Origin of the sequence: Methyloterricola oryzae (assembly GCF_000934725.1) — a bacterium.
Lineage (GTDB): Bacteria > Pseudomonadota > Gammaproteobacteria > Methylococcales > Methylococcaceae > Methyloterricola > Methyloterricola oryzae.
The window spans coordinates 677,814-700,451 of sequence record NZ_JYNS01000001.1 but is presented as its reverse complement, the minus strand read 5'-3'; the positions used below and the strand labels follow the sequence as shown (position 1 = coordinate 700,451).

General features: G+C 62.9%; 18 protein-coding genes. 10 read left to right on the top strand and 8 right to left on the bottom strand.

Going from position 1 to position 22,638, the window contains the following annotated elements; all coding sequences use genetic code 11:
• Positions 1-112: 112 nt before the first annotated feature.
• The 5 genes from EK23_RS03105 (at position 113) to EK23_RS03085 (ending at position 5,096) form a co-directional block, all read left to right on the top strand.
• Positions 113-742 carry a paraquat-inducible protein A gene (locus EK23_RS03105; RefSeq protein ID WP_045223748.1) on the top strand — a complete coding sequence of 210 codons (630 nt, stop codon included), beginning with the start codon at positions 113-115 and terminating at the stop codon, positions 740-742.
• Positions 726-1,352, top strand: a complete 627-nt coding sequence (locus tag EK23_RS03100; protein ID WP_045223747.1) for a paraquat-inducible protein A — start codon at positions 726-728, stop codon at positions 1,350-1,352. The genes EK23_RS03105 and EK23_RS03100 overlap by 17 nt, the downstream gene beginning before the upstream one ends.
• Positions 1,345-3,063, top strand: a complete 1,719-nt coding sequence (locus EK23_RS03095) for a PqiB family protein (protein ID WP_235281890.1) — start codon at positions 1,345-1,347, stop codon at positions 3,061-3,063. The genes EK23_RS03100 and EK23_RS03095 overlap by 8 nt, the downstream gene beginning before the upstream one ends.
• On the top strand, positions 3,060-3,662 hold the full coding sequence (locus tag EK23_RS03090) for a PqiC family protein (RefSeq protein ID WP_045223745.1): 603 nt from the start codon (positions 3,060-3,062) through the stop codon (positions 3,660-3,662). Before EK23_RS03095 ends, EK23_RS03090 begins: the two co-directional genes overlap by 4 nt.
• A 231-nt stretch (positions 3,663-3,893) precedes the next feature.
• Positions 3,894-5,096 (top strand): OmpA family protein, encoded by a 1,203-nt coding sequence (locus EK23_RS03085; protein ID WP_235281889.1) that lies wholly within the window; start codon positions 3,894-3,896, stop codon positions 5,094-5,096.
• Between the two features lie 92 nt (positions 5,097-5,188).
• Here EK23_RS03085 and EK23_RS03080 read toward each other — a convergent pair whose 3' ends face one another.
• The 7 genes from EK23_RS03080 to EK23_RS03050 form a co-directional block, all read right to left on the bottom strand.
• A complete protein-coding gene (locus tag EK23_RS03080; RefSeq protein ID WP_045223744.1) occupies positions 5,189-6,835 on the bottom strand; it encodes a CopD family protein in 1,647 nt (548 codons plus the stop codon).
• A gap of 6 nt (positions 6,836-6,841) precedes the next feature.
• Positions 6,842-7,225, bottom strand: a complete 384-nt coding sequence (locus EK23_RS03075) for a copper resistance CopC family protein (protein WP_045223743.1) — start codon at positions 7,223-7,225, stop codon at positions 6,842-6,844.
• A gap of 68 nt (positions 7,226-7,293) precedes the next feature.
• On the bottom strand, positions 7,294-8,682 hold the full coding sequence (locus tag EK23_RS03070; RefSeq protein ID WP_045223742.1) for an aspartate aminotransferase family protein: 1,389 nt from the start codon (positions 8,680-8,682) through the stop codon (positions 7,294-7,296).
• Between the two features lie 46 nt (positions 8,683-8,728).
• Complete coding sequence (locus tag EK23_RS03065; RefSeq protein WP_045223741.1) at positions 8,729-11,356, bottom strand: MMPL family transporter; 2,628 nt, start codon at positions 11,354-11,356, stop codon at positions 8,729-8,731.
• A 34-nt stretch (positions 11,357-11,390) separates the two neighbouring features.
• Entirely contained in the window at positions 11,391-12,119 is a 729-nt protein-coding gene (locus EK23_RS03060; RefSeq protein WP_045223740.1) for a phosphorylase family protein, read from the bottom strand.
• Complete coding sequence (gene shc, locus EK23_RS03055) at positions 12,116-14,044, bottom strand: squalene--hopene cyclase (RefSeq protein ID WP_235281903.1); 1,929 nt, start codon at positions 14,042-14,044, stop codon at positions 12,116-12,118. Before shc ends, EK23_RS03060 begins: the two co-directional genes overlap by 4 nt.
• Positions 14,045-14,108: 64 nt before the next feature.
• Entirely contained in the window at positions 14,109-15,224 is a 1,116-nt protein-coding gene (locus tag EK23_RS03050; RefSeq protein WP_045223738.1) for a phytoene/squalene synthase family protein, read from the bottom strand.
• A 413-nt stretch (positions 15,225-15,637) separates the two neighbouring features.
• Between EK23_RS03050 and hpnH the strand changes: the two genes are divergently transcribed.
• The 4 genes from hpnH (at position 15,638) to EK23_RS03030 (ending at position 19,724) form a co-directional block, all read left to right on the top strand.
• Complete coding sequence (gene hpnH, locus EK23_RS03045; protein WP_045223737.1) at positions 15,638-16,750, top strand: adenosyl-hopene transferase HpnH; 1,113 nt, start codon at positions 15,638-15,640, stop codon at positions 16,748-16,750.
• A gap of 52 nt (positions 16,751-16,802) precedes the next feature.
• Entirely contained in the window at positions 16,803-17,945 is a 1,143-nt protein-coding gene (locus EK23_RS03040) for a glycosyltransferase (RefSeq protein ID WP_235281888.1), read from the top strand.
• 80 nt (positions 17,946-18,025) lie between these two features.
• Positions 18,026-19,375 (top strand): GH1 family beta-glucosidase, encoded by a 1,350-nt coding sequence (locus EK23_RS03035; protein WP_045223735.1) that lies wholly within the window; start codon positions 18,026-18,028, stop codon positions 19,373-19,375.
• A gap of 127 nt (positions 19,376-19,502) precedes the next feature.
• A complete protein-coding gene (locus EK23_RS03030) occupies positions 19,503-19,724 on the top strand; it encodes a hypothetical protein (protein ID WP_045223978.1) in 222 nt (73 codons plus the stop codon).
• Between the two features lie 134 nt (positions 19,725-19,858).
• Here the strand turns inward: EK23_RS03030 and nfi are convergent, their stop codons facing one another.
• On the bottom strand, positions 19,859-20,512 hold the full coding sequence (nfi, locus tag EK23_RS03025) for a deoxyribonuclease V (protein WP_235281887.1): 654 nt from the start codon (positions 20,510-20,512) through the stop codon (positions 19,859-19,861).
• Between the two features lie 234 nt (positions 20,513-20,746).
• On the opposite strand from nfi, the gene EK23_RS03020 reads away from it, so the two are divergent.
• Entirely contained in the window at positions 20,747-22,078 is a 1,332-nt protein-coding gene (locus EK23_RS03020; RefSeq protein ID WP_045223733.1) for a hypothetical protein, read from the top strand.
• The last annotated feature ends 560 nt before the right edge of the window (positions 22,079-22,638 follow it).

Below are 22,638 nucleotides of genomic sequence, written 5' to 3'. Positions count from 1 at the left end.
ATGGACTGGGTTGCTGGCATGCCATTGTAACGTCCTTGCAGATGCCGTGCTGCCGGTTTGCTTCCGGCGCAGACTGGTGGATAATCGAAGCTCACCGAACAAGGAACCATGGATGCCCGCCCCGACCCCGCCCGAGCTCGTCGCCTGCCACGACTGCGATCTGCTCTCGCCCCTGCCGCACTTGTCCGAAGGCGAACGGGCACGCTGTCCCCGTTGCGGGTCCGTGTTGTTCGAACGCAAGGGTCACAGCCTGGATTACTCCATCGCCCTGGCCCTGACCAGCCTGATCCTGTTCGTGCTGGCCAATGTCAACACCCTGATGCGCATGAACATCGGCGGGCGTGTGCAATCCGGCGCCATCATCTCCGGCATCAGCGAACTTTACGCCCAGGGCTTCTGGATGCTGGCCGCTCTGGTGCTGGTGGTGACCATCCTGGCGCCGCTGGTGAAGATACTGGCCATTCTATATGTGTTGGCGCCGATCCGCTTTCATCTGCGCGCGCCGGGGGCGATACGCGTATTCCGGTTGTTCGAGACCCTGCATCCCTGGGCCATGACCGAGGTTTACATGCTGGGCATCCTGGTGGCGATGGTGAAGCTGAAGGACCTGGCAAGCCTGGAGGCCGGCGTGGCCCTCTATTCGTTTGCAGCCTTGATCCTGGTCATGGCGGCGACCGATTCCTCGCTGGACGATCACGAAATCTGGGAGCGGCTGGGGCATCTCCGTGACAAGACCGCCTGATTCCGCCCTGCGCCGGGGCTATCTGCTGTGTCATACCTGCCACCAGGTCAGTGCGGCTGGCGCGGCCCATCCCCAGTGTCCGCGCTGCGGCGCGCCCTTGCACGCGCGCAAGCCCGACAGTCTGACGCGCACCTGGGCGCTGACCTTGACCGCCTACATACTTTATATCCCCGCCAACCTGCTGCCGGTGATGACCGTCACCATGTCGGGCCAGGGCGAACCGGACACCATCATGAGCGGAGTCAAGGAATTGCTGCTGGGCGGCATGTGGCCGCTGGCGCTGCTGGTGTTCTTCGCCAGCATCACCGTGCCGGTGCTGAAACTGCTGATCCTCACCTATCTCCTGATCTCGGTGCAGTTCCGCTCGCAGTGGCGGCCCCGGGAGCGCACGGTGCTGTATCGCATCACGGAATCCGTCGGCCGCTGGTCCATGATCGACATTTTCGTCATCGCCATCCTGGTGGCGCTGGTGAAGCTGGGCGCCTTGGCCACCATCGATGCGGGAGCGGGGGCCGTGGCTTTCGGCGGCGTGGTGGTGACCACCATGTTTGCCGCCATGAGCTTTGATCCCCGCCTGATTTGGGACGCAATGGAAAAACAAAATGACTGACATGCCAGAAGCCAGACCCCCTCAGTCCGGAAGGGACCGCAGTGACGCCAGCGACATGACCGCGCTGCTGGTGGAAAAGTCGCGGGGCTTGTCGCCCGTGTGGCTGATTCCCCTGGTAGCCCTGATCATCGGCCTGTGGCTGGGATACAAGACCCTGAGCGAGGAAGGACCCACCATCACCATCACCTTCAAGGATGCGGGCGGTCTGGAGGCAGGCAAGACCAAGATCAAATACAAGGAGGTGGAGGTGGGCACGGTGGAAACCGTGGTGCTCAGCGAGGACTTGTCGGAGGTGGAGGTGACCGCCAAGCTGGACCGCCATGTGGAATCGCAATTGGGCAAGGACACCAAGTTCTGGGTAGTGGAGCCGCAACTGGGGCTGGGTGGCGTGTCCGGTTTGGACACCCTGATCGCTGGGCATTACATCGCGGTGGAGTTCGCCAAGGGCAAGACGGCGCGCAAGTTCGTCGGCCTGGAACATGCGCCCAAGGTGAGCGCGGACACCCCGGGCCGGCATTTCATGCTGATGGCCGACAATGCCGGCTCACTCACCGACGGCACCCCGGTTTATTTCCGCGACATTCTGGTGGGGCGGGTCGTGGGCGTTAGCCTTGCCGAGGACCGCGGTCATGTCATGGCGGACATCTTCGTCAATGCCCCCTATGACCGGCTGGTGCACGAAAGCACGCGCTTCTGGCAGACCAGCGGCATCGAGGCCTCCATGAATTCCCAGGGTTTCAACCTCAAGGTTGGTTCCCTGCTCAGCCTCCTGGGCGGCGGCATCAGTTTTTATACGCCCAGTCTCAACGACCCCAAGGCAGTCCCCAGCGAGCGCGGCGCGCAGTTCTACCTGTACAAGGACTTTCCCAGCATCGCCGAGGGCACCCATTTCTACCGCGTGCCCTTCATGATGCACTTCGACGATTCCGTGCGCGGCCTCAGCGTTGGCGCTCCAGTGGAGTTGAAGGGCATCCGCGTGGGCACGGTGACCTACATCAAGTTTGTGTTCGACCCGGAAGCCGACAAGCTGAGAATCCCGGTGTTCCTCGACATCGATGTGGATCGCGTGTTCTCGCAGGAGCAGTTCAAGAAATTCCAAGAGGTCCACAAGGGTGAGTTGGCGGAAGGCCGCCGGCCGGTGTTCGAGAAGTTGGTGGAGCGGGGGCTACGCGGGCGGCTTAAAACCGGCAGTATGCTGACCGGCCAGTTGTACGTGGACCTGGATTTCTATCCTGACGTACCCGCCAAGACCCTGATCTATGGGGGCGAGCAGCCGGAGATTCCCACCCTGCCGTCCCTCACCGAGGAGCTGCAGGCCACCGCCACCGAGCTGATGCAGAAGCTCAAGCGCATCCCCTTCGATAAGATCGGCGAGGAGTTGCTGGGCACGGTGCAGGGCAGCAACCGCCTGATGAACTCGCCGGATCTCAAGCAGGCGGTGCATTCCATGAATTTGGCCCTGCAGGAGGTTCATCAGCTGGCGCAGACCGCCGACCGGGAAGTGGTCAAGCTCACCACGGGCGTGGAGAAGAGCCTGGCTTCAACCGCCAAGGTGCTGGAGCAGTTGGAGCCGGGCGCGCCCATGGCGGTGGATGTGGGCAATGCCCTGGAAGAGCTCGCGGCGGCGGCCAAGTCCATCCGCGCCCTGACCGATTATCTGGAACGTCATCCGGAAGCCTTGCTGTCCGGCAAAGGGGGAGTGAAGAAATGAAAAGCTGGCTGCCGGGGCGAAGGGCCCTGTTGATGACAGGAATGGCATTGCTGGTGGCAGGCTGCAGCAGTCCGCCCACCCGCTACTACGTGCTGGCGCCCATGCCGGAGAGCGCGTCGGCGGCAGGGCGGGAAATCGCCGTAGGCCTGGGGCCGGTGGAATTGCCGGATTACCTGGATCGGCCGCAGATCGTTACCCGGGAGGGGCAGAACGAGCTGAACCTGGCCGAGTTCGACCAGTGGGGCGAGCCGCTGCACGACAATGTGGCCCAGGTTCTGGCGGAAAACCTGGCGGCGCTGCTGCCCAGCCGCAAGGTGGCGGTGTATCCCTGGAAGCGTTCCAACCCGGTGGAGGTCCAAGTGTCGGTGAAGGTTATCCACTTCGAACGCCGGGAGGGTGGGGATGCGCTGCTCAGTGTGCGCTGGACGCTCGCCGACGCCAGCGGCCAGGAGCGCCTGTCGAGGGAATCGCGCTACAGCGAGCGCGCTTCAGGGGACGGATACGGCGCGACCGTGGCGGCCATGAACCGGGCCCTGCTGCGCTTCAGCCGGGATCTGGCCGGGGCGGTGAGGGAGAACCAGGGCGCCGCCCCGCATTGATTCGGTCCCAGCCCGGCTTGCCAGAGACGCCGGATTAAAGGATCAGCATCGTTTCGCTTGCCGCCGCGCACTCCGTTGGCGACAATCCCTTGCCGGGCCGATGTGTTAGGTCGCCCGACTGAAGGTAGCAGTGGCGGCATAGCGGTCTGTGCACGAACCCTTCGTGCGATTCGTCTACCGGCTCTTCCGTGCCGTCTCGGTTGCGACAATAACAGTAACAAGGAGAAGACGATGAGCATTTCCGAGCGCGACATGGCTTCAAGGCTTTTGGGGGCTTTTGTTCTGACAGGCCTGTTCCTCCTTTCGGGCTGCGCCAGCCAGCCCACGGCCAGCTTTCAGGCCTTCACCCCGGTGGATTTGAACGAGAAGCTCAAGACCGGCTATTACACCCAGAAGGTCGACAATTTTCTGGTATTGATGGATGCGTCCTCGTCCATGGAAGGCGCATACCGGGGACCAGGCTTCCCGGAGGTGCACAAGCCGCCCAAGTTCAGCGTGGAAAAGGAGTTTCTCAGCCGCATGAACCAGACCATCCCCGACCTCAAGCTCAATTCAGGTCTGCGCACCTTTGGCTTCGGTCCTTGCCTGTCCTGGGGGTTCACCGAATTGAACGCGCCCATGGGGGCCTATTCGCCGCAGGGCTTCCAGTCCAGCTTGGATGGCCTTTCCTGCGCCGGGGGCGGCACGCCACTGGCTGAAGCGCTGAATGCCTCGGCCGAGGACATTGCCGCCACCCAGGGCGATATCGCGCTGATTCTGATCAGCGACGGCAAGCGGCCCGACGGCAATCCCTTCGAGGCCGTCCGCGCGCTCAAGGCGCAATTCGGCGACCGACTCTGCCTGCACACGGTGTGGGTAGGCAATCCGAACGAGCCGGGAGCCAGTTTGCTGTACTCCTTGCCCGGGGTCGCGGGCTGCGGCAGTTTCACCACGGTGGGCGATGCGGCATCGCCGGCGGGCGCGGCGGCCTTCGTGACCCAGGTCTTCCTCAAGAAGGGCGATGACTGTTCCGTCCGGGATTCCGACGGCGACGGTGTCAACGACTGCCTCGACCAGTGCCCCGACTCGCCCGCCGGCGCCAAGGTCAATGCAACCGGCTGCTGGGTGCTCACCAATGTGTTGTTCGATACCGACAAGGCCACGATCAAGCCGGTGAGCTATCCGGAACTGGACGACGTGGTCAAGGTGTTCAACGAGAACCCGGGTCTGCGGGTTGAGGTGGACGGACATACCGACAGCGACGGCAGCGACCGGCATAACCTGGGCCTTTCCCAGCGCCGCGCCGAGGCGGTGCGTGCCTATCTGGTGGACCATGGCATCGCCGGCGATCGCCTCACCGCCCGCGGCTTTGGCGAAAGCATGCCCGTGGCCACCAATGCCACGGCAGAGGGCAAGGCCTTGAACCGCCGCGTGGAGTTGAAGGTGCTCAAGTAGGCTGGAACGCAGAGGGCGGCCATCGGCCGCCCTTTGATTGAATCGAATCGCCGCAAGCCACCGGTTCCAGGACCGGTGGCTTTTTTGCGGGATTAGTACAGCGGTTCGCGGTAGAACATCAGGAAGTTGCCGATGATGAACATGGCCAGGATGGCCACGAAGCCGGCGATCCTGCCTTCGACGGCGCTCTGGCCGTCCGGCGTGACCAAGCGCAGTTCCAGCCAGCGCCCGCTGGCCATTATCACCGCCAAAAGGCCCATGGTGGTGTGGGTGGACTGGATCAGGAACTCGCTCTTCAACTCGAACTGCGCGTGGGCATGGGTCAGCAGCAGGATGCCGCCGAAGGCGCACAGCATCGGGAAGATGTGCTGGAGCTTCTTGGCATCGGGCCGCGTACGCGCCTTCAGTTCCATGTAGCCCAGCACGAAGGCCAGCAGCGTGGCGATGCGGTGCTGGAACACTTCGCCATTGCCGAAGGTGCTCTCCCAGAAGCCGATGGGGCCCAACGGCCAAGTCTCGGCATCGCTGCGGAAGAACAGGAAGATGCTCAATCCGATAAAGCCCAGTGGCCAATACTGCGCCCAGTGGAAGCGGCGCACGTAGGACAGCATGGCAAAGATACCCATGCCGGTGAGGAAGAGCCCGGCCACGTTGTGGTTGTAGTCTGACCATTCCTGTCCGGCGACGGAAGGCACCTTGTCCACCACGGCCACGCGGCCCGCCTCGCCGGCCATGAGGGCCTCGTGGCTGGGGGAATGGATCTTGGGGACCCTGGGCAGGAACATGTTGATCACTTCCGAAACCTGCGCGGTCCGGTCCGGGATGTCCACCGAAGGGGGCTGGGAGGACAGGGTGGCGGCGATGAACAGGATGCCGATGAGGATGAAGGTCTCGGCTTCGATGTAATACGGCACCTTGGTGATGAGGGTGTTGTCGCCCGGGTTCTCGCGCCAGCGCCGTCCCGCCCGGTTGTTCAGATAGGCGAAGCCCAGCGCCACCAGTAGCAGCCAGACCTTGGTGACCACCAGGCTGCCATAGCCGGTGCCGAACAGGCCATCCCAGCTGCCGATATAGACCCAGGCCAGGGGCAGGCCGGTGAGCAGCAGCAACACCACCGAGGCGATGCCCATGTTGGCAAAACGCCCTATGGCCACGGGCCACAGGGCGAGGGCGTCGGCATCCTTGCGCGCGGCGCGCCACAGGGCCAGAAGCTGAGCCACACAGCCGAACCAGACGGCGGCGGCGAACTGGTGCACCACGGTGGTGGCCATGAGCAGGGCGCGCTCCTCGAAGCGGCCCACCGCGTGGACCAGCCAGGCGCCGCTGATCACCAGGGGCACGGTCAGCCACAGGGTGGTTTTCCAACCGGTTGGATCGGCGGGTGATTCGGATAGCTTGCGCGTGGCCCAGAGGAAACCCAGGGCCAGGAAGAAACGCAGCAGGCCCGCCTGGAACTGCACCGTGCCGGCGTAGGCGCCCAGGGGCAATTCACCCAGGGTCGAAGCCAGCACCAAGCCCTTGATCACCAGCTTGGTTCCCACCGAGGCGGCCAGCGCTACCGCGCCGATGTGCAGCACCTTGATGCTGCGACTCAGCACCGATTCCGCTGCGACTTCCGCAGTCGTGACCTTGAGTATGACGAAACTCCACAGGATGCTGCCCACCACCAGCGCATAGCTGATGAGCATGAGACCACCCAGGAAGTCGTCGATGAAATTGGCCAGGCCTTGCATGTACATGATGGTTTACCGCTGTGCTGTAACTTTGAATCGGATGACGTCTTCGGTGAGGTGTCCGTCCGCGGCGAACACCTTGTACTTGAGCGCGTAGTCGCCTTCGGTCAGGGCTGGCACGCTGATCATCACCTCGCCGGGTTTCTTGCCGCGGGCGATGTCCACTGGCTGATGTACGTCGCCCTTGCTCACCAAAAAGACCTTGGACAGGGCCAGTTCCACGTTGGAGTTGAAGAACAGCACCACCTTGGTAGCGTGGTTGACCTGAATCGGATGCTCTTTCAACGAGGACTCGGTGACCACGGCGTGGGCGAGCGCATCACCGGCTGCCAGCACGGTGCCAAGGGTGAGGGCGGCGGCCAGGGATCCGGCTTTGAAGGACTTCGGACTGAACATGCGTATTTCCTGTGCTGAGGGAGTCGAAGGGGGAGCGGGGACATCGATGTCCCCGCGCGGTGTCGGGCTCATCCCGCCTTGGCCTTGAGGGCGTGGCTGATGAGGTTCTTGCCCAGATCCTTGATGGCGCCGCCCACCTCCTGGGTGTCGGCGATCACCTGATCCATGGCGCTGATGATCCAGTCGCGGTCTTTCTCGCTCACCACCAGGGGCGGCAGGAACTTCACCACGTTCATGCCGTGGCCCGCCACCTGGCTGAGGATGCGGTGGTTCTTGAACAGCGGGATGGTGATGGTCTGCGAGAACAAGCCTTTATTGGCGGCTTCAAGGCCTGCGAAGGCGGCCTTGCGCAGCAGGCTGTCGGGCGAGCCGAATTCCACCGCGATCATCAAGCCCTTGCCGCGCACCTGCTTGAGGAAATCGTACCGGGGGATCATGGCGGTGAGGCCGTCGATGATCTCGCCGCCGATCTTGGCCGCGTTCTCCACCAGTTTCTCGTCCTCGATCACCTGCAGCGCGGCGATGCCGGCGGCCATGGCCATGTTGTTCTTGGAGAAGGTGGAGCCATGCACCACGGCGCGGTCCATGCGATTGAACACCGCGTCCATGATCTTGCTGGTCATGGCCACCGCGCCCACCGGGATGAAGCCGCCGGAGAGGGCCTTGGCCATGAGTATCATGTCGGGCTCCAGGTTCCAGTGTTCGATCGCCCAGAACTTGCCCGTGCGGGCGATGCCGGTCTGGATCTCGTCCGCCACGAAGAGGGTGCCGTATTTGCGGCACAGGGCCTGGGCCTGGGGCAGGTAGTCATCGTCCGGCAGGTTCACGCCCTTGCCCTGGATGGGTTCGAAGATGAAGGCGGCCACGTCCTTGCTCTGCAGGGCTTTTTCCAGGGACGCGAGATCGTTGAAGGGCACGCTGGCGACACTGGGCAACAGTGGGCCGAAGCCCTCCTTGAAGATTTCCTCGCCATTGAGGGACAGGGCGCCTAGGGTCAGCCCGTGGAAGGCGTGCTCGCAGTAGACGATCTTTTCTCGCTTGGTGGTATAGCGGGCGAACTTGATGGCCGCTTCCACCGCCTCCGCACCGGAGTTGCAGAAGAAGGCCTTGGTCAGGTTCGGCGGGCATTTTGCCAGGATCTGCTCGGCCAGGATGCCCGAGAGCAGGGACACGTCCATCTGCACCATGTCCGGTAGCTGGGCGTCCAAGACATCTTTCAGCGCCTGGACAATGGCCGGATGGTTGCGGCCTAGGGCGAACACGCCGAAGCCGCTCAGCAGGTCCAGGTATTCGTTGCCCTTGTCGTCGTATAGGTAAGGGCCCTGGGCGCGGGTATAGACGCGGTCGTAGCCGATGGTCTTCAGCACCCGCACCATCTGGGTGTTCAAGTGCTCGTCGTGCAACTGGAAATTTTCGCCTGCCCGTTCCTTGAGCAACGCGGCTATGGTCTTGGACATCTCAACCTCGGAGTGGATCTAAAGTCAGCATATGTTACAGGGAGATTCAGGCCCGGCGGCGGAACTTGAGGGCGCTGAAGGCCGGTAGCACCACCAGGGAGCAGACCAGGCTAAGCAGCAGGCCGATGGCCAGCAGGATGCCCATGGATGAGGTGCCCTTGTGGGACATGAGCGCCAGGCTACCAAAACTCCAGATGGTGGTCAGGGAGCCGTAGAACACCCCCAGCGCTTCGCTGGTGCCCAGCAGATTGTCGTCCTTGGATTGCAGGTAGTGCATGCGGTGCGCCATGTGGATGCCATTGTCCACGCCCAGGCCGAACAGCAGGGGTAGGGCGATGATGTTGGCGAAATTGAAGGGCACGTCTAGCAGAACCGTTGCCGCCGCAGTGAACAGCGAGGCCAGCAGCAGGGGCAGAAGCACCAGCAGGGTGTCCTTGATGTTGCGCAGGATGAGCAACAACAGGACGCTGATAGCCACCAGGGCGATGCTGAAGGCCTGCTCGAATGCCTTCACCACCTCGTCCATGGATTCCAGGTAGGTCACCGGCAGGTCGGTGACGTTGGGGTCGATCTTCTGGCCTGCGAGGATGAATTCGCGCAGGTTTTCCAAATCGTTCAAGTCCCTCTTGGGAAAGATCTGCACTCGGTATAGCCCGCTGGCACTTCGCCAGCGCTCCACCAGATCCGGAGGCAGGGAGTCCAGGCTGATCTCGCTGGCCTGAAGGCCCTCGGACAGGTTGTGTATGGTCGCGGGAAGGGAATTCAGCAGGCTGCCCTGCAGCTTGTCCAGGCTGGCCTCGCGGGTGGCCGGGTCCTCCGTCTGCAACTGCTCGCGGAATTGCTCCAGGGTTTCAGCCAGGGCGGTCACGGCGGGATCGTCCTTCTTGGCCAGGCGTTCGTCCAGGGCTTTCTGGAACTTGTCCAGGGTCGCCATCTGCACGCCGCCCTCGGCCGGCGGCGGGAAATTCTGCAACTGACCGCCCAGCAGCAGGCCCAGGTCCTCGATGATGGCCAGCTTCTGCTCCTGGTCCTCGGGGATGAAGTCAAACAGGGTGACGACCTTGTCCACCAGGGGCGATTGCTCGAAGCGCGCGGCCTTTTCCCTGGCGTCGGCCTCGCTGCTCGCCAATGCCGTCATGGTCATGGGCGAGGTGTCCTGGGACTGCAGCAAGTACTTGAAGGTCTGCACCGACTCCGTATCCGGATCGCGCAGGTTGATGGGGTTGAAGTCGACCTGCACCTTGCTCAGCAGGAACAGGGCGGCCAGCGCCAGAATGGCGGTGATCCAGCGGATGGGGCGGGCATAGCGTAGCGGCCAGTTGGAGCCTAGGATCGCCAGGGTCTTGCCCTTGCCGCTCTTTTGCGGAGGCTTGTACGGCATGACCTTCATCAGGGCTGGCAGCACGGTAAAGGTGGTTGCCAGGGCGATGAACATGCTGGTGCCGGCGATGACGCCCAGTTCCGCCACCCCCACGTAGTTGGTGGGGATGAAGGCGTACAGGCCGATGGCGGCGGTGAGGGTGCACAGGATCAGGGCCGCGCCGGTGGAAGTCAGGGTGTCGCGCAGGGCCAGGGTCTGCGATTCTCCGCGCAGCACCAGTTCCCGGTAGCGCAGGCAGAAGTGGGAGGAATAGGCGTCGCCCATGCCGATGAACAGCACCGCGAAGGCAATTGAGATCAGGTTGAGATGGCCAATGGCGACCGTGGCGAAGCCCATGGAATACACCAAGCCCACCGTCAGGGTGAGGAAGGTGGCGAACATGAGCTTGAAGGAGCGGTAAGCGATCCACAGGGTCAGGCACACCATGACCATGGAGATCGCACCGGCTACCGCCATGCCCTTCTCCACCGTCAGCATCTCCTCGTATTCCAGGACGACCTCGCCAGTCATGCGGATGCGGGTTTCCGCCAGGTCACCGGTGAGGGTGCTCGAGGTTGCATCCTTGATGGCGGTGATGGGCTTTTCCGCCGGCATCAGTTCCTGGAAATCCAGGATGGGCGTGATGATGATGAAGCGCTTGGTCAGGCCCAGGCCATCCTTCTGGTCCAGCATCAATTGCTGCCAGGAAAGCTGGTAGGGCTGACCCGCCTGCACCGCCTGGATCGCCTCGCGAATCTTGCCCAGCAGCGGGTTCATGTCGATGGCGATGTCGTCTTCCTTGGCGTTGAGCGCCTGGCCGACGATATCCAGCAATCCGCGCAGGCTGTTGTCCTGGGACAGTCGGCCGATGAAGGGCTGGGCATTGGCCAACTGCTTGGACAGGTTTTCCAGTTCCGGCAGGCTCAGATAGAGCATGCCATTGCGGGCGAAGAAGTCGCCTTCGTCCGGGATGTAGACGGACTTGATGACATCGCTGCGCTGCCGCAGTTCGGCGCCGATGCGCTTCACCGCCTCCGCCGTCAGTTCCGGCGACTTGCCTTCCACCAGCAGCAGCACCGTGCTGACATCCTGCGGAAACGCCGTTTCCAGCTTGATGCGGTTCTGCTGGAACGGCACCGAGGTGGAGATGGAGTCCGCCGTGTTGGTGTTCATGGTCAGGTTGTCGGCGGTGTATTTGCCGACCGCGCCGCAGGTGATGATGACCAACAGGAGCAGGGTCCAGGGATGCCTCAGGACGTTGGCTTCCCACCAATGGATGATCTTGACGACAAAGGCGTAGGTTGTTTTGCGCATCGGTGTTTCGGGAACAGGGCCGCTGTTGGCAGGCTCAGCGGGTGGAGTGAGTCAGGTCGGCCGGCGCTGCCGAGAAATGTGCACCGACCTTCCGCAAGGTCTGCATGGCGGCGCGGAAATGCCAGCCCAATTGAATCAGTCCGGCGATCTCCCAGGGGCGGCGAGCCAGCCCGGCCAGGAGCGAAGTCAATCGCAAGTGTCCGCCGCCATCGAAAGCGTTCTGGACAGCAGGCGGTATTTCGATGCTGGCAGGGTCGACGATGCTGCGCACGACCAGGGCAGGGAGGCCACGCGCCGCCGCGCTGCGCGCCACGGCGGCGCTTTCCATGTCCACCGCGAGCGCACCGGTCGCGGCGAACAGTGCGGCTTTCGCAGCGACCGTGGCGACGATGCCGCGGCTTTCGGCGATGGCTCCCTCGCGGATGGAAAGATCCGATGTCGCCAGGCTGGATTTTAACTGTTCAACCCAGTCGGCGGCGAGGGTCAGTTCGCTCCCGTCGGCCCCGTGCAGGACCCGGGGCAGAACCAGATCGCCGGGTCTCAGGCCCGGGTCCAGCGCGGCGGCGCATCCCCAGCTCACGAGGGCGTCGGCGCCGTTTTCCAATAAGCGGTCGGCGGCGCGGGCCGCCGCCACCGGACCCGCGTCGGAGACGATCAGCAGGCCACCACCCTCCAGCGCCAGGCACTCGCCTGCCTTGGGTGGCCTGGGTGTGAGGGTGCGGCCTTCAGCCTCCAGGGCGACGACGATTCCGACCCGATTCACGCGGCAAACGCGTAACGCTCGTTACGGTAGCGCGCCAGGGCCCACAGCGGGAAGAATTTGTCGTAGCCGTGGTACTTCAGATAGAACACCTTGGGGAAGCCGGGGGCGGTGAAGCACTCATCCTTCCAGAAACCGTCCGCCTGCTGGTTTTTCAGCAGGAATTCGACGCCCGCCTCGACTTCCGGCGATTCCGCCTCGCCAGCGGCCAGCAACGCCATCAGCGCCAGGCCGGTCTGGAACGCGGTGCTGGTGTGGAACTCGCCGCGCAGTTCGGGACGCGTGTCGTGGTAGGTGTAGTTGTCCTCGCCCCAGCCGCCGTCGGCGCGCTGCTTGGACTTGAGCCAGGCCACGGCGCGGCGCACGCTCGGATCGTCCTTGGGCACGCCCGCGGTTTCATAGCCCAGCAGCACGGACCAGGTGCCGTAGATGTAGTTGGTGCCCCAGCGCCCGAACCAGGAGCCGTCCGCTTCCTGCTCCTTGCGCAGATAGGCGATGCAGCGCTCCATCAGCGGGCGGTACTCGGGCTGCTTCTCCGAGAGCTTGCCGAGGAACATCAGGCAGCGGCCGCTGACGTCCGCGGTGGGCGGGTCCAGCAGGGCGCCGTGGTCGGCGAAGGGAATGTAGTTGAGGTAATAGTGGGTGTTGTCCACGTCAAAGGCGCCGTAGCCGCCGTTGCTGGACTGCATTCCGCCGATCCACACCCCCGCGCGCTGCACGTTCTCGTCGAATTCGCTGTCCTGGGCTTGATACAGGGCATGGGCGACCACCGCGGAATCGTCCACGTCGGGATACCAGCTATTGCCGTACTGGAAGGCCCAGCCGCCGCCCGGCAGGTTGGGACGTTTCACCTGCCAGTCGCCCGGTTCGTCGCTGAGCTGCTTGCTGGCCAGCCAGCGCAGGGCATGCTTGAGCTGCTCGCGGGTGGTGTCGTCCTGCTCGTAACGATCGACTTCCTGCAGCGCCAGGGCGGCCAGGCCGGTGTCCCAGATGGGGGAGACGCAGGGCTGGCAGTAGGCGCTGTCGCCGTCGATAACCAGCAGGCGGTCGATGGCCTCGCGGGCCACGCGCACGCGCTCGTCGTCCTTGGGGAAGCCGAGGTAGTCCATGGCTTCATAAGCGTTGACCATCGCCGGGAAGATGGCGCCCAGGCCGTCGTAGCCGTTGAGGCGCTCCAGGAACCAATCGCGGGCCTTTTCCGTCGCCTTCTTGCGCACGAAGCCCGGAATCAGGGGCTCCAGCAGGCGGCCGAAGCGCTCAAGGCCCAGGATCGCCTTGCCCAGCGGGGTGGTGACGTGGGAGAAGTAGTTCTTCTCCAGTTCCGGCGGCGTTACGAACAGTTCGCGCACGTGAACCTGGTGCGGATTACGCGCCTTCACCTTGTAGGAGCAGAGGATGAACAAGGGCACCATCACGGTGCGCGACCAGTAGGACACCTTGTCCAGATGAAAGGGGAACCACTTGGGCAGCAGCATGATCTCCACCGGAATGAAGGGCACGCCGCGCCAGGGAATCTGCTCGAACATGGCCAGCATGATGCGGGTGAACACGTTGGCCTTGGCGGCGCCGCCCTGGGCCAGGATCCACTCGCGCGCCTTCTGCATGTGCGGCGCGTCGATGGAATCGCCCGCCATCTTCAGGGCGTAGTAGGCCTTGATGGTGCAGGAAATGTCGCCGGCCCCGCCCTGGAACAGCGGATAGCTGCCGTCCTGGCTCTGCCAGCGGCGCAGATAGTTGGCGATCTTGGCCTGCAGCGACTCGTCGATGTCGGCCATGTAGTGCATCATCAGGATGTACTCGGAGGGGATGGTGCAGTCTGCCTCCAGTTCGAACACCCAGTGCCCGTCGCCCTGCTGCAGGGACAGTAGGTGGTCCTTGGCGCGGCTGATGGCGCCGTCCAAAGGCGCCTGCTTGAATTGTTGGTACATGCCCGCGAAGGCGGAATCCAGGCCAGCAAATGTGCTTGTGTCTTTCAGCATGGGTAAGGTCCTCTTAATGGCTGGAATGGCTTCTCAAAGATTGATCTGATTTGGCGAGGGCCAGGACCTGCGGGTCCGGCGCCGGCAATCCGGAGGCCGCCACGGCAAAGGCGGCTCGCAGCAGCAAATCGCTGCGCCGGGTCAGGCGGCTGACGATGATGGTGGTTTTCACGCTGCGCCGCGTGATCTTCACCTGGGCCGACTCGCTGAAATGGATGTTCTGGTTGATCTTGCGCAGGGTCAGCACCGCCATGCCCAGTGCCCACAGGCAGAATTCCCGCAGGCCGGTCTCGTGACTGGGGATCAGCAGGGTGTATTCCAGGGCGTTGTGCAAATGCGCGTGGGCGATGCCGATCAGGTCGCGGAAGCCGGCGCAGAAACGCGCGTCGCCGTGGCCGGGCCGAAGCGTGGACAGATCGAAGCCGTGGGCCTGGAATATCTCCCGCGGCAGCCAGCACACCTCGCGGCCGTGGTCGTCCCAGAGGTCCTTGAGGATGTTGGTCATCTGCAGGCCTTGGCCGAAGGACACGGCCAGACGCATGAGCAGTTCGCGATGGACGGCGATCTCCGGGGAATAGTGGCAGAACAGCCGGGTCAGCATCTCGCCCACCACGCCGGCGACGTAATAGCAGTAGTCGCTCATCTCGTCCATGGTGGCGAGGCCGTGGCGCAGGTCGCGATCCTGGAATTCCGCCATGCCCTTGCCCATAATGCGCACGCAAAGGGTCAGGGCGTCGCGCTGGGCCGCTTCGAACTGGTGGGTGATGGCGATGACGCGGGGAATCAGCCGGATCAGCTCGTGCTCGGCGGGAATGGTCTGCTCCGAGAGCAGGGGCGCGAGATCAGCGGCCAGCGCCGCCGGATGGGCATCGCCCGCCACCACGGCGATGAAGCGCTGGCAGAACTCGCGCTTCTGCTGAGAGCTGAGCGCCACCTCATCCTCGATGGTGTCGACGATGCGGCACAAGAGATAGGCATTGGACACTGGCTTGGCCAGGCCTTCCGGCAACTGCGGAATGGTCAGGGCGAAGGTGCGCGAGACGCCTTCAAGCAACTCGGCTTGCAAGGCATCGTCCGGCAGCGCGTCCAGGCGCGCGGGGTCCTGATTCAAGGTCTGGCTTCCGTTCATGCGGCTCCGATCGTCTTCGCGCGCCCGAGCGGCGCGCCGCTCATGCCAGCCCGGCGGGCCCGCGGCGTGCTGTTGCGGAAACACCCAATCCGCTTTACGAAGGTCTGAAATGTCTGGGTCGCCATAAAAGTCAGAAAATTCTATCGTTTTCCGCTAAGGGATCAAGTTGTGTTGTATTTTAGCGAATAAATTTGGAGTAAAATACAACTAATCGAGGTTTTTTTGTTCTATCATATGGCCAGGCGTGGAAACTGGGTCCCGAAGGCGCTGATTCTCCTTTATAAAATAAGGGTTTATCAGAGAGGCTAAAATTTCGGGATGCTGCCAGCGAACCGAACCAGGGCGGGGAGCAGCATGGCCACAATGGTAAGACCACGCGCAATCGAATCAGGTCTAAACAGGAGATAACACAAATGAGCGTTCCATTACGTCAACAGATCAGCGTCGCCAGCTATCTGCTCAAGCAGAAACTGAAGGGCGTGCGCCGCTATCCTTTGGTGCTCATGCTGGAGCCGTTGTTTAGATGCAACCTGGCCTGCGCCGGCTGCGGCAAGATCGACTACCCCGACGAGATCCTGAATCGCCGCTTGAGCGTGGAGGACTGCCTGGCGGCAGTGGACGAGTGCGGCGCGCCCATCGTCTCCATCGCCGGTGGCGAGCCGCTGCTGCACAAGGAATTGCCCCAGGTGGTGGAGGGCATCATCGCCCGCAAGAAGTATGTGTATCTGTGCACCAATGCGCTCCTTCTGAAGAAGCGCATGGACGACTACAAGCCGTCGCCCTACCTGACCTTCTCCATCCATCTGGATGGCAACCAGGAACGCCACGATGCCTCGGTGTGCCAGAGCGGTGTTTTCGACCGCGCGGTGGAGGTCATCAAGCTGGCCATCGAGAAAGGCTTCCGCGTCACCGTCAACTGCACCCTGTTCCAGGGCGAGTCGGCGGAAGAAGTGGCGGAATTCCTGGATTACACCAAGCAGCTGGGTGTCGAGGGCGTGACCATTGCCCCGGGCTTCAGCTACGAGCATGCCCCGCTGCAGAACATCTTCATCAAGATGCGCGAGAGCAAGGAACTGTTCCGCAAGGTGTTCAAATTGGGCAAGGGCCGCGACTGGAAGCTGAACCACTCCAGCCTCTATCTGGACTTCCTGGCCGGCAACCAGAGCTACAACTGCACCCCGTGGGGCAACCCGACCCGCAACATCTTCGGTTGGCAGAAGCCCTGCTACCTGCTGGTGGATGAGGGCTACGCGCCCAGCTTCAAGGCCCTGATGGACGAGACGCCCTGGCACAAGTACGGCAACTCCAAGAACCCCAAGTGCGCCAACTGCATGGCCCACTGCGGTTTCGAAGCGACGGCGGCGGAAGACTCCATTCGCAACCCGCTCAAGGCGGCCTGGGCGGCCATCCGCGGCCCGCGCACCGAGGGTCCTATGGCGCCGGAGCCGGTGCCGGAATGGGAGGTCAAGCAGCCCGAAGGTGAGGCGGTTCCGCGCCCGGTGATCCCGATCCGCGCGATCGATTAAACAGGACGATGCCTCCGGCCCGCTTCCCGTTTTTCGGGGGCGGGCCGTTTTTTTGACTGACCTGTCCCGGCTTTCAATGGCGCCCTCCCTCCTGCCGTCCGCCGCGGCGGCCCTGATCTGGACCGCAACCCTGCTTTTGCCCTGGCGTCCTTGGCGCAACGGGGAGATTCTGGAGCCATCGCCAGACGCCCCGGCGTCTTCCGATGAAATCACCGTGCTGATTCCAGCGCGAGACGAGGCCGAAGTCATCCAGTCCACCCTGGAAGGCCTCGCCCAGCAAGGAGGGTCGCCGCGGGTCATTCTGGTGGATGACGGTTCCAGCGACGGCACTGCCGACCTTGCCAGCCAGGTGCCGGGCCTGGACCTGAGCGTGCTGGCCGGCGCGCCGCTGCCGGAAGGCTGGAGCGGCAAGCTGTGGGCTCTGGAGCAGGGCTTGCGCAAGGTGGAGACGCCTTACACTCTGCTGCTGGATGCGGATATCCACCTCGCCCCCGGCATGCTGGCCGCCCTGTTGGAGCGCATGCGGGTCGGCCCTGTTTTCGTGTCCCTGATGGCCAGTCTGCGCATGGAGACATTCTGGGAAAAGCTCCTGATGCCGGCGTTCATCTATTTCTTCAAACAGTTATATCCCTTCCGCCTGGCCAATTCCGCCAATCCACGCTTCGCCTCGGCAGCGGGGGGGTGCATTCTGGTGGAAACCGGCGTGTTGCGCGAACTCGGCGGCTTCGACGCGATCCGCGGCGCCATCATCGACGACTGCACCCTGGCCGCCAAGGTCAAGCAGGCGGGCTACCGTACCTGGACAGGGCAGTCTCACGGCGTGGTCAGCCTGCGCGGCTACGGTGACCTCGAGCCGATTTGGGAAATGGTGGCGCGCACCGCCTTCACTCAGTTGCGCTACTCGATCACCCTGTTGGCAACCTGCACCTTTCTGATGGTGTTGATGTTCTGGGGGCCGGTTGCTGGCTTGGCCGCCGCAGACCCCATGGCGCGAAGTCTCTCCGCATTGGGGCTGGCGGGCATGCTGGTCGCGTATCTACCCACGCTGAATTTCTACCGGCGCAACCCCCTTTGGGCGCTCGCCATGCCGGTGATCGCCAGCCTCTACCTGGCCATGACCTGGACATCGGCCCTGCGCTATTGGCGGGGCGAGCGCAGCCGTTGGAAGAACCGGGTTTATTCCCGCGAGGCTTGAGGGCACAATCGCAATCGGGCGGGCCGCTGCCCGGTTGGCTGCGGCCCTTCTCCAACACCAGTCCGAAATGAGTCCTGCCCATGGCCGCTCAGTACCGATTTCCTGACAACTTCTTTTGGGGCGCCGCCACTTCCGCCCATCAGATCGAGGGCTCGCCCCTGGCCGATGGGGCAGGCCCAAGCCACTGGCATGTGTTTGCCCAGGAGCCGGGCCGCATCGCCAACGGCGACACCGCCGAGATCGCCTGTGACCACTATCGCCGCTACGGGGAGGACGTGGAACTGATGCGGCGCATGGGGCTGAAGGCCTACCGCTTCAGCGTGGCCTGGGGCCGCGTGTTTCCCGAGGGGCGCGGCCGGCTCAACCAGAAGGGGCTGGATTTCTATTTGAAGCTGGTGGACGCCCTGCTCGATGTGGGGATCGAGCCCTTCCTCACCCTTTATCACTGGGATCTGCCGGCGGCGCTCGAGACTCAAGGCGGCTGGGCGAACCGCGACTGCGCCGACTGGTTCGCGGATTACGCCCAGACCTTGTACCGCGCGCTGGAAGGACGGGTGCGTTACTGGACCACCCTCAACGAGCCCTGGGTGGTGGTGCACGAGGGCTATGTGAAGGGGACTCATGCGCCGGGAAAGGTTTCCCTGCGCGAGGCGCCGCAAGCCACCCACAACCTGCTGCGTGGGCACGCCCTGGCAGTGCAGGCCTTCCGAGCCGACGGCAAGGGGGAGATCGGGCTGGTGGTGAACCTGGAACCCAAGTATTCGGCTTCGGAGGAAAGGGCCGACCGCGAGGCCGCCAACCGCGCCCATGTCTACATGAACCAGCAGTATCTGGACCCGGTGCTTCTGGGTTCCTATCCGGAGGAAATGGCCGAACTGTTCGGGAGCCACTGGCCGCAATTTCCGCCTGAAGACCTGCGCCTGCTCCGGGAGCCATTCGACTTCCTTGGCATCAATTACTACAGCCGCTCGGTCAACCGGGCTGAACCGGCGGAGGCGCTGACCGGCGCCGCGCCGGTGCGGCAGGCCGCCGAATACACCGAAATGGGCTGGGAAGTGTACCCCGATGGGCTGCGGGAAGTCCTGGCCTGGGTGAAGCGCCGCTACGGGGAAATTCCGCTCTATGTCACGGAAAACGGCGCGGCGTTCGCCGATCCGCGCCCAGTTGGTGGCCGTATTGACGATCCACGCCGTATTGATTATTTGCGTACCCATCTGCGCGCCGCCCATGCCGCCATTGCGGCCGGCGTGGACCTGCGCGGCTATTTCGCCTGGTCCTTGCTGGACAATTTCGAGTGGAGCTTCGGCTATTCCAAGCGCTTCGGGTTGGTGCACGTGGACCCCGATACCCTCGTCCGTACCCCCAAGTCCAGCGCCGACTTTTACCGGGAGGTCATTCAGTCGGCGGGAGAAGTTTTGCAAAAGGACTGATCATTTCTTTCTTTGACTTGTCTAAGTAATGGGGCGTATGCGCTAGTCGCAGAACCGCACTACAGTTCAAATGCAGCCGGAAGCCACAGAGCGCGCCCGGTTGCATCCGCTGAAGGAGGACCCAGTCATGTTCCTTAAGCTAAAGAAAGATGGTCATCTGGTGGAAGTGTTGAGCCTCAACGACCTAGTCAATCCGACCCATACGACGGTGGTGGGGCGTCTGCATTATGGCGAAGAAATGCAGGACCCCGACAAGTTCACCAAGTCCGACCTGCAATTCCAGTCGGGCGAGGAACTGCCCCGTTGCTGGTTCGATGTTCACTACCGTGACCAGGAGCTGCGCAAGTAAGCGCGGACCTCTCCCGCGCGCCGGCGCTGGCGGGAGCGGGCTCCGATGAATGCCGGCCCACGGGCGGTTGATCCGCCAAAGCGGCCTGAACACAGGCCCACGCTAGCCGGAAGGCTAGCTCCTGCAGCCATGAACTAGCCGGAAGCCAGACGATGCGCTTGCCGCGTCGTCTCCGGCAGCCGGTAGCGGGGCGTGCAACGCAATACCCAGTCGATCGCAGATTCCAGGCCCACGCGGTGCCCGGGGGAAACGAACAGGGGCCGGGTGCCCCTACGTGTTCTCAGCACCGCGCCAATGATTTCCTCCTTGTCCAGCAAGTAGGTCCAGTTCCCTCTCTCAATGCCCGGATCCTCGAAGGTGCCGGTCAGCCGTGATTTGGCCGCGCCGATGGTGGGGATGCCCACGAGGACGCCCAGATGGCAGGCGATGCCGAAGCGTCGGGGGTGAGCAAGGCCCTGGCCGTCCACTAGGATCAGGTCGGGCGCATTGTTCAGCATGTCGAGGGCCGCGAGCAGGGCGGGGATCTCCCGAAAGGACAGCAGGCCCGGAATGTAGGGGAACTGGGTGGGCAGGCGCGTCACCGCCTGATCGACCAGTCGGAGGGAGGGAAATTCCAGCATCGCCACCGCCGCGCGGATGATGTTCCCATTCTCCTCGAAGCCGCAATCTACCCCAGCTACGCGGGTCACCTCGCCGAAATCGTCGCGGGCGACCACGGTATCTCTCAGCTGCTTCTGAAGTGCAATGGCCTCGCTCGGCGTCAGGTTCCAGGGGTGCTGGATGCTCATGGGCATTTGAGGTGTGGAAACAGACTAGCTTCGATCGTCTGGTGGTTATTAATTTGAACAAAGGGATTGTACAGCCCACGACGCCTATCATCCGCGGCGGTCCTCGATTTCCCTCCAAGAAAACTTTTTCGGCGCTCAAAGGTCGAAAAAAGTGAGGCCGCGGAGTAGCCTAAAGTCATGATTTAATGAGAGCTTCTCGGCCGGCATCGCCTGTTGTCCGACTGGAGGCCTTTCATGCAATCGCCCAGACCGCTCGTGTACACCCTGCCATGCCGCTTCCTGATAGGTGCCCTGGTGCTGGTTTTGGCGCTCGCCGATGCTGCCGAACCCGCCGGATCAAGACAGGATGCTCTACTGGACCCGGACTCTCCGGATTATCGAACGCCACGCGCGGGGGAGGGCTTCCGGACGAGCGTGTTCGGCGAGGAGATCACGGTGCCGGAGCGCGACCTGCGCCACATCAACGCCTGGAAACTGGGCGTGCAGATCGAGACTCCGCAACCGGACGACCGCTTGGCGCTTCCGGCGGGGGCGCTTTACTTCTGGCGCCAGCCCGATAGCCAGCACCTGTACCGCGCTGAAATCACTGGCGTCTACAACAACGTGTTCTGGGGCGTGAAGCCGGAGGATTGGGGCAACTTTGAGGCTGGCCTGACCTTCAACAGCTTCACCCTGCCCTCGGCCTGGAACGAGGTCTATGACGGCATCAAGGACAGCCAGCAGGAAATCTACTGGGGCTATGTGCGCCCAGGCCTGAGTCTGGGCCTGCGCGAACAGTTGGACGAGGAGCACCCGGATAACATGTGGCAACTGAGCTACATCCTGGAGCCCGGCTATTTCTACTCCGGCCGCAGCGGTTCCACCAGCCCCGACATGGTGCTGCCAAAGAGTACTTTTGAATTGCGCAATCGGCTGAGCTTCCGCTACGACGCGATCGAGCGCAATATCCTGTCCCTGCCGCACGCGGGCTCCGCATTCGGCGCCGACTTCGTGTACGGATACCGCGCCAACTGGGCCGATTGGGGAACGCCAGGGCTCTCTTTCAATGGCGGCGAAGGGCAGAATTACGTCAACTTCAACGCCTATTGGGTGGGTGCGGGCGGCGTGCCTTTCGTCGACAGCGACCGTCATCGTCTCGTCAGTTGGGTGCACGCGGGAGTCGGGCACAATCTCGACCGTTTCAGTGCCACACGGGTGGGCGGCGGCCCCAGCGCCATGGGCATGGAGTTCGGCTCGTCCGCCATGCCGGTGCTGCCGGGAACATCCATCTGGGAGTTCTATCCCGAACATTACGCGATCGGGGCGCTGGAGTACCGTTATGAGCTCACATGGTTCAGCTATCTGACCGCCCACGGCGGGGTCGGCTATCTCGATCCCTACCGCCCCAGTTCCACCGGCACACTGGCACGTTCCGAGGAATTGCTGCCCTGGATGGGCGCGCGGCTCAGCACCGGCTTCCTTGGAGACAGCATGCTCATGCTGGATTACGCCCACAGCTTCAATCTGGTCAACGAGGGCACGCGGGGTGGCAATGAAATCATGCTGTGGCTCAGCGGGGAGTTCTAAGGGAGTTTGAATGAAGTTAGCCTTCTCAATTTGACGTTTCAGATCCCCAAGAGATAGGTACTGGCGACAAGAGGCGTATCTTTCGTGAATATGCGCTTCGCTTCGTTCAGCACATCCTCGGTGGTTTGGGTAGCTTGGGATGCGTTTGCGAGTCCCCGCGTAAGGCCATGAAAAATCGCGCTGGGCCAATCGGCGTCAAACAAACCTCTGCCGACCGATCAGCCAAACAAGCAGCCGTATAAGTCCCAATTTCCGACATCAAGCATCCCGGCAAGGCCTCGCATCACAGGGTTCGGTTCATAGCCGTGCCACTTCAAGTCATTCCTTATCCAGAAAAGCCCGCACGTGTTTGTCGTGCGAACGAAGACCGTTTCGGTAAGTGGGCTGTCAAGGGTTTTTCTCGATTCACAGGGCTTACGCAATTCGGTAAATGCCTCTGGCCTCTCCTCCGTCGCAACTTGGTTGAGTTGGATGATGCCATTAGGTCGTGCGGACGGCAGGACGCGAATCGGTTGCGGTGAACAGACCCAGTTGATGCGATTTACTTCGTGTAGCGCATC

Bases quoted from the DNA above. Each gene is read 5' to 3' on its own strand.
- EK23_RS03080 (WP_045223744.1), bottom strand. From the start codon at position 6,835: ATGTACATGCAAGGCCTGGCCAATTTCATCGACGACTTCCTGGGTGGT.
- shc (WP_235281903.1), bottom strand. From the start codon at position 14,044: ATGTACCAACAATTCAAGCAGGCGCCTTTGGACGGCGCCATCAGCCGC.
- EK23_RS03090 (WP_045223745.1), top strand. From the start codon at position 3,060: ATGAAAAGCTGGCTGCCGGGGCGAAGGGCCCTGTTGATGACAGGAATG.
- EK23_RS03075 (WP_045223743.1), bottom strand. From the start codon at position 7,225: ATGTTCAGTCCGAAGTCCTTCAAAGCCGGATCCCTGGCCGCCGCCCTC.
- EK23_RS03020 (WP_045223733.1), top strand. From the start codon at position 20,747: ATGCAATCGCCCAGACCGCTCGTGTACACCCTGCCATGCCGCTTCCTG.
- EK23_RS03030 (WP_045223978.1), top strand. From the start codon at position 19,503: ATGTTCCTTAAGCTAAAGAAAGATGGTCATCTGGTGGAAGTGTTGAGC.
- EK23_RS03085 (WP_235281889.1), top strand. From the start codon at position 3,894: ATGAGCATTTCCGAGCGCGACATGGCTTCAAGGCTTTTGGGGGCTTTT.
- EK23_RS03035 (WP_045223735.1), top strand. From the start codon at position 18,026: ATGGCCGCTCAGTACCGATTTCCTGACAACTTCTTTTGGGGCGCCGCC.
- EK23_RS03105 (WP_045223748.1), top strand. From the start codon at position 113: ATGCCCGCCCCGACCCCGCCCGAGCTCGTCGCCTGCCACGACTGCGAT.
- EK23_RS03095 (WP_235281890.1), top strand. From the start codon at position 1,345: ATGACTGACATGCCAGAAGCCAGACCCCCTCAGTCCGGAAGGGACCGC.
- nfi (WP_235281887.1), bottom strand. From the start codon at position 20,512: ATGAGCATCCAGCACCCCTGGAACCTGACGCCGAGCGAGGCCATTGCA.
- EK23_RS03070 (WP_045223742.1), bottom strand. From the start codon at position 8,682: ATGTCCAAGACCATAGCCGCGTTGCTCAAGGAACGGGCAGGCGAAAAT.
- EK23_RS03050 (WP_045223738.1), bottom strand. From the start codon at position 15,224: ATGAACGGAAGCCAGACCTTGAATCAGGACCCCGCGCGCCTGGACGCG.
- EK23_RS03065 (WP_045223741.1), bottom strand. From the start codon at position 11,356: ATGCGCAAAACAACCTACGCCTTTGTCGTCAAGATCATCCATTGGTGG.
- hpnH (WP_045223737.1), top strand. From the start codon at position 15,638: ATGAGCGTTCCATTACGTCAACAGATCAGCGTCGCCAGCTATCTGCTC.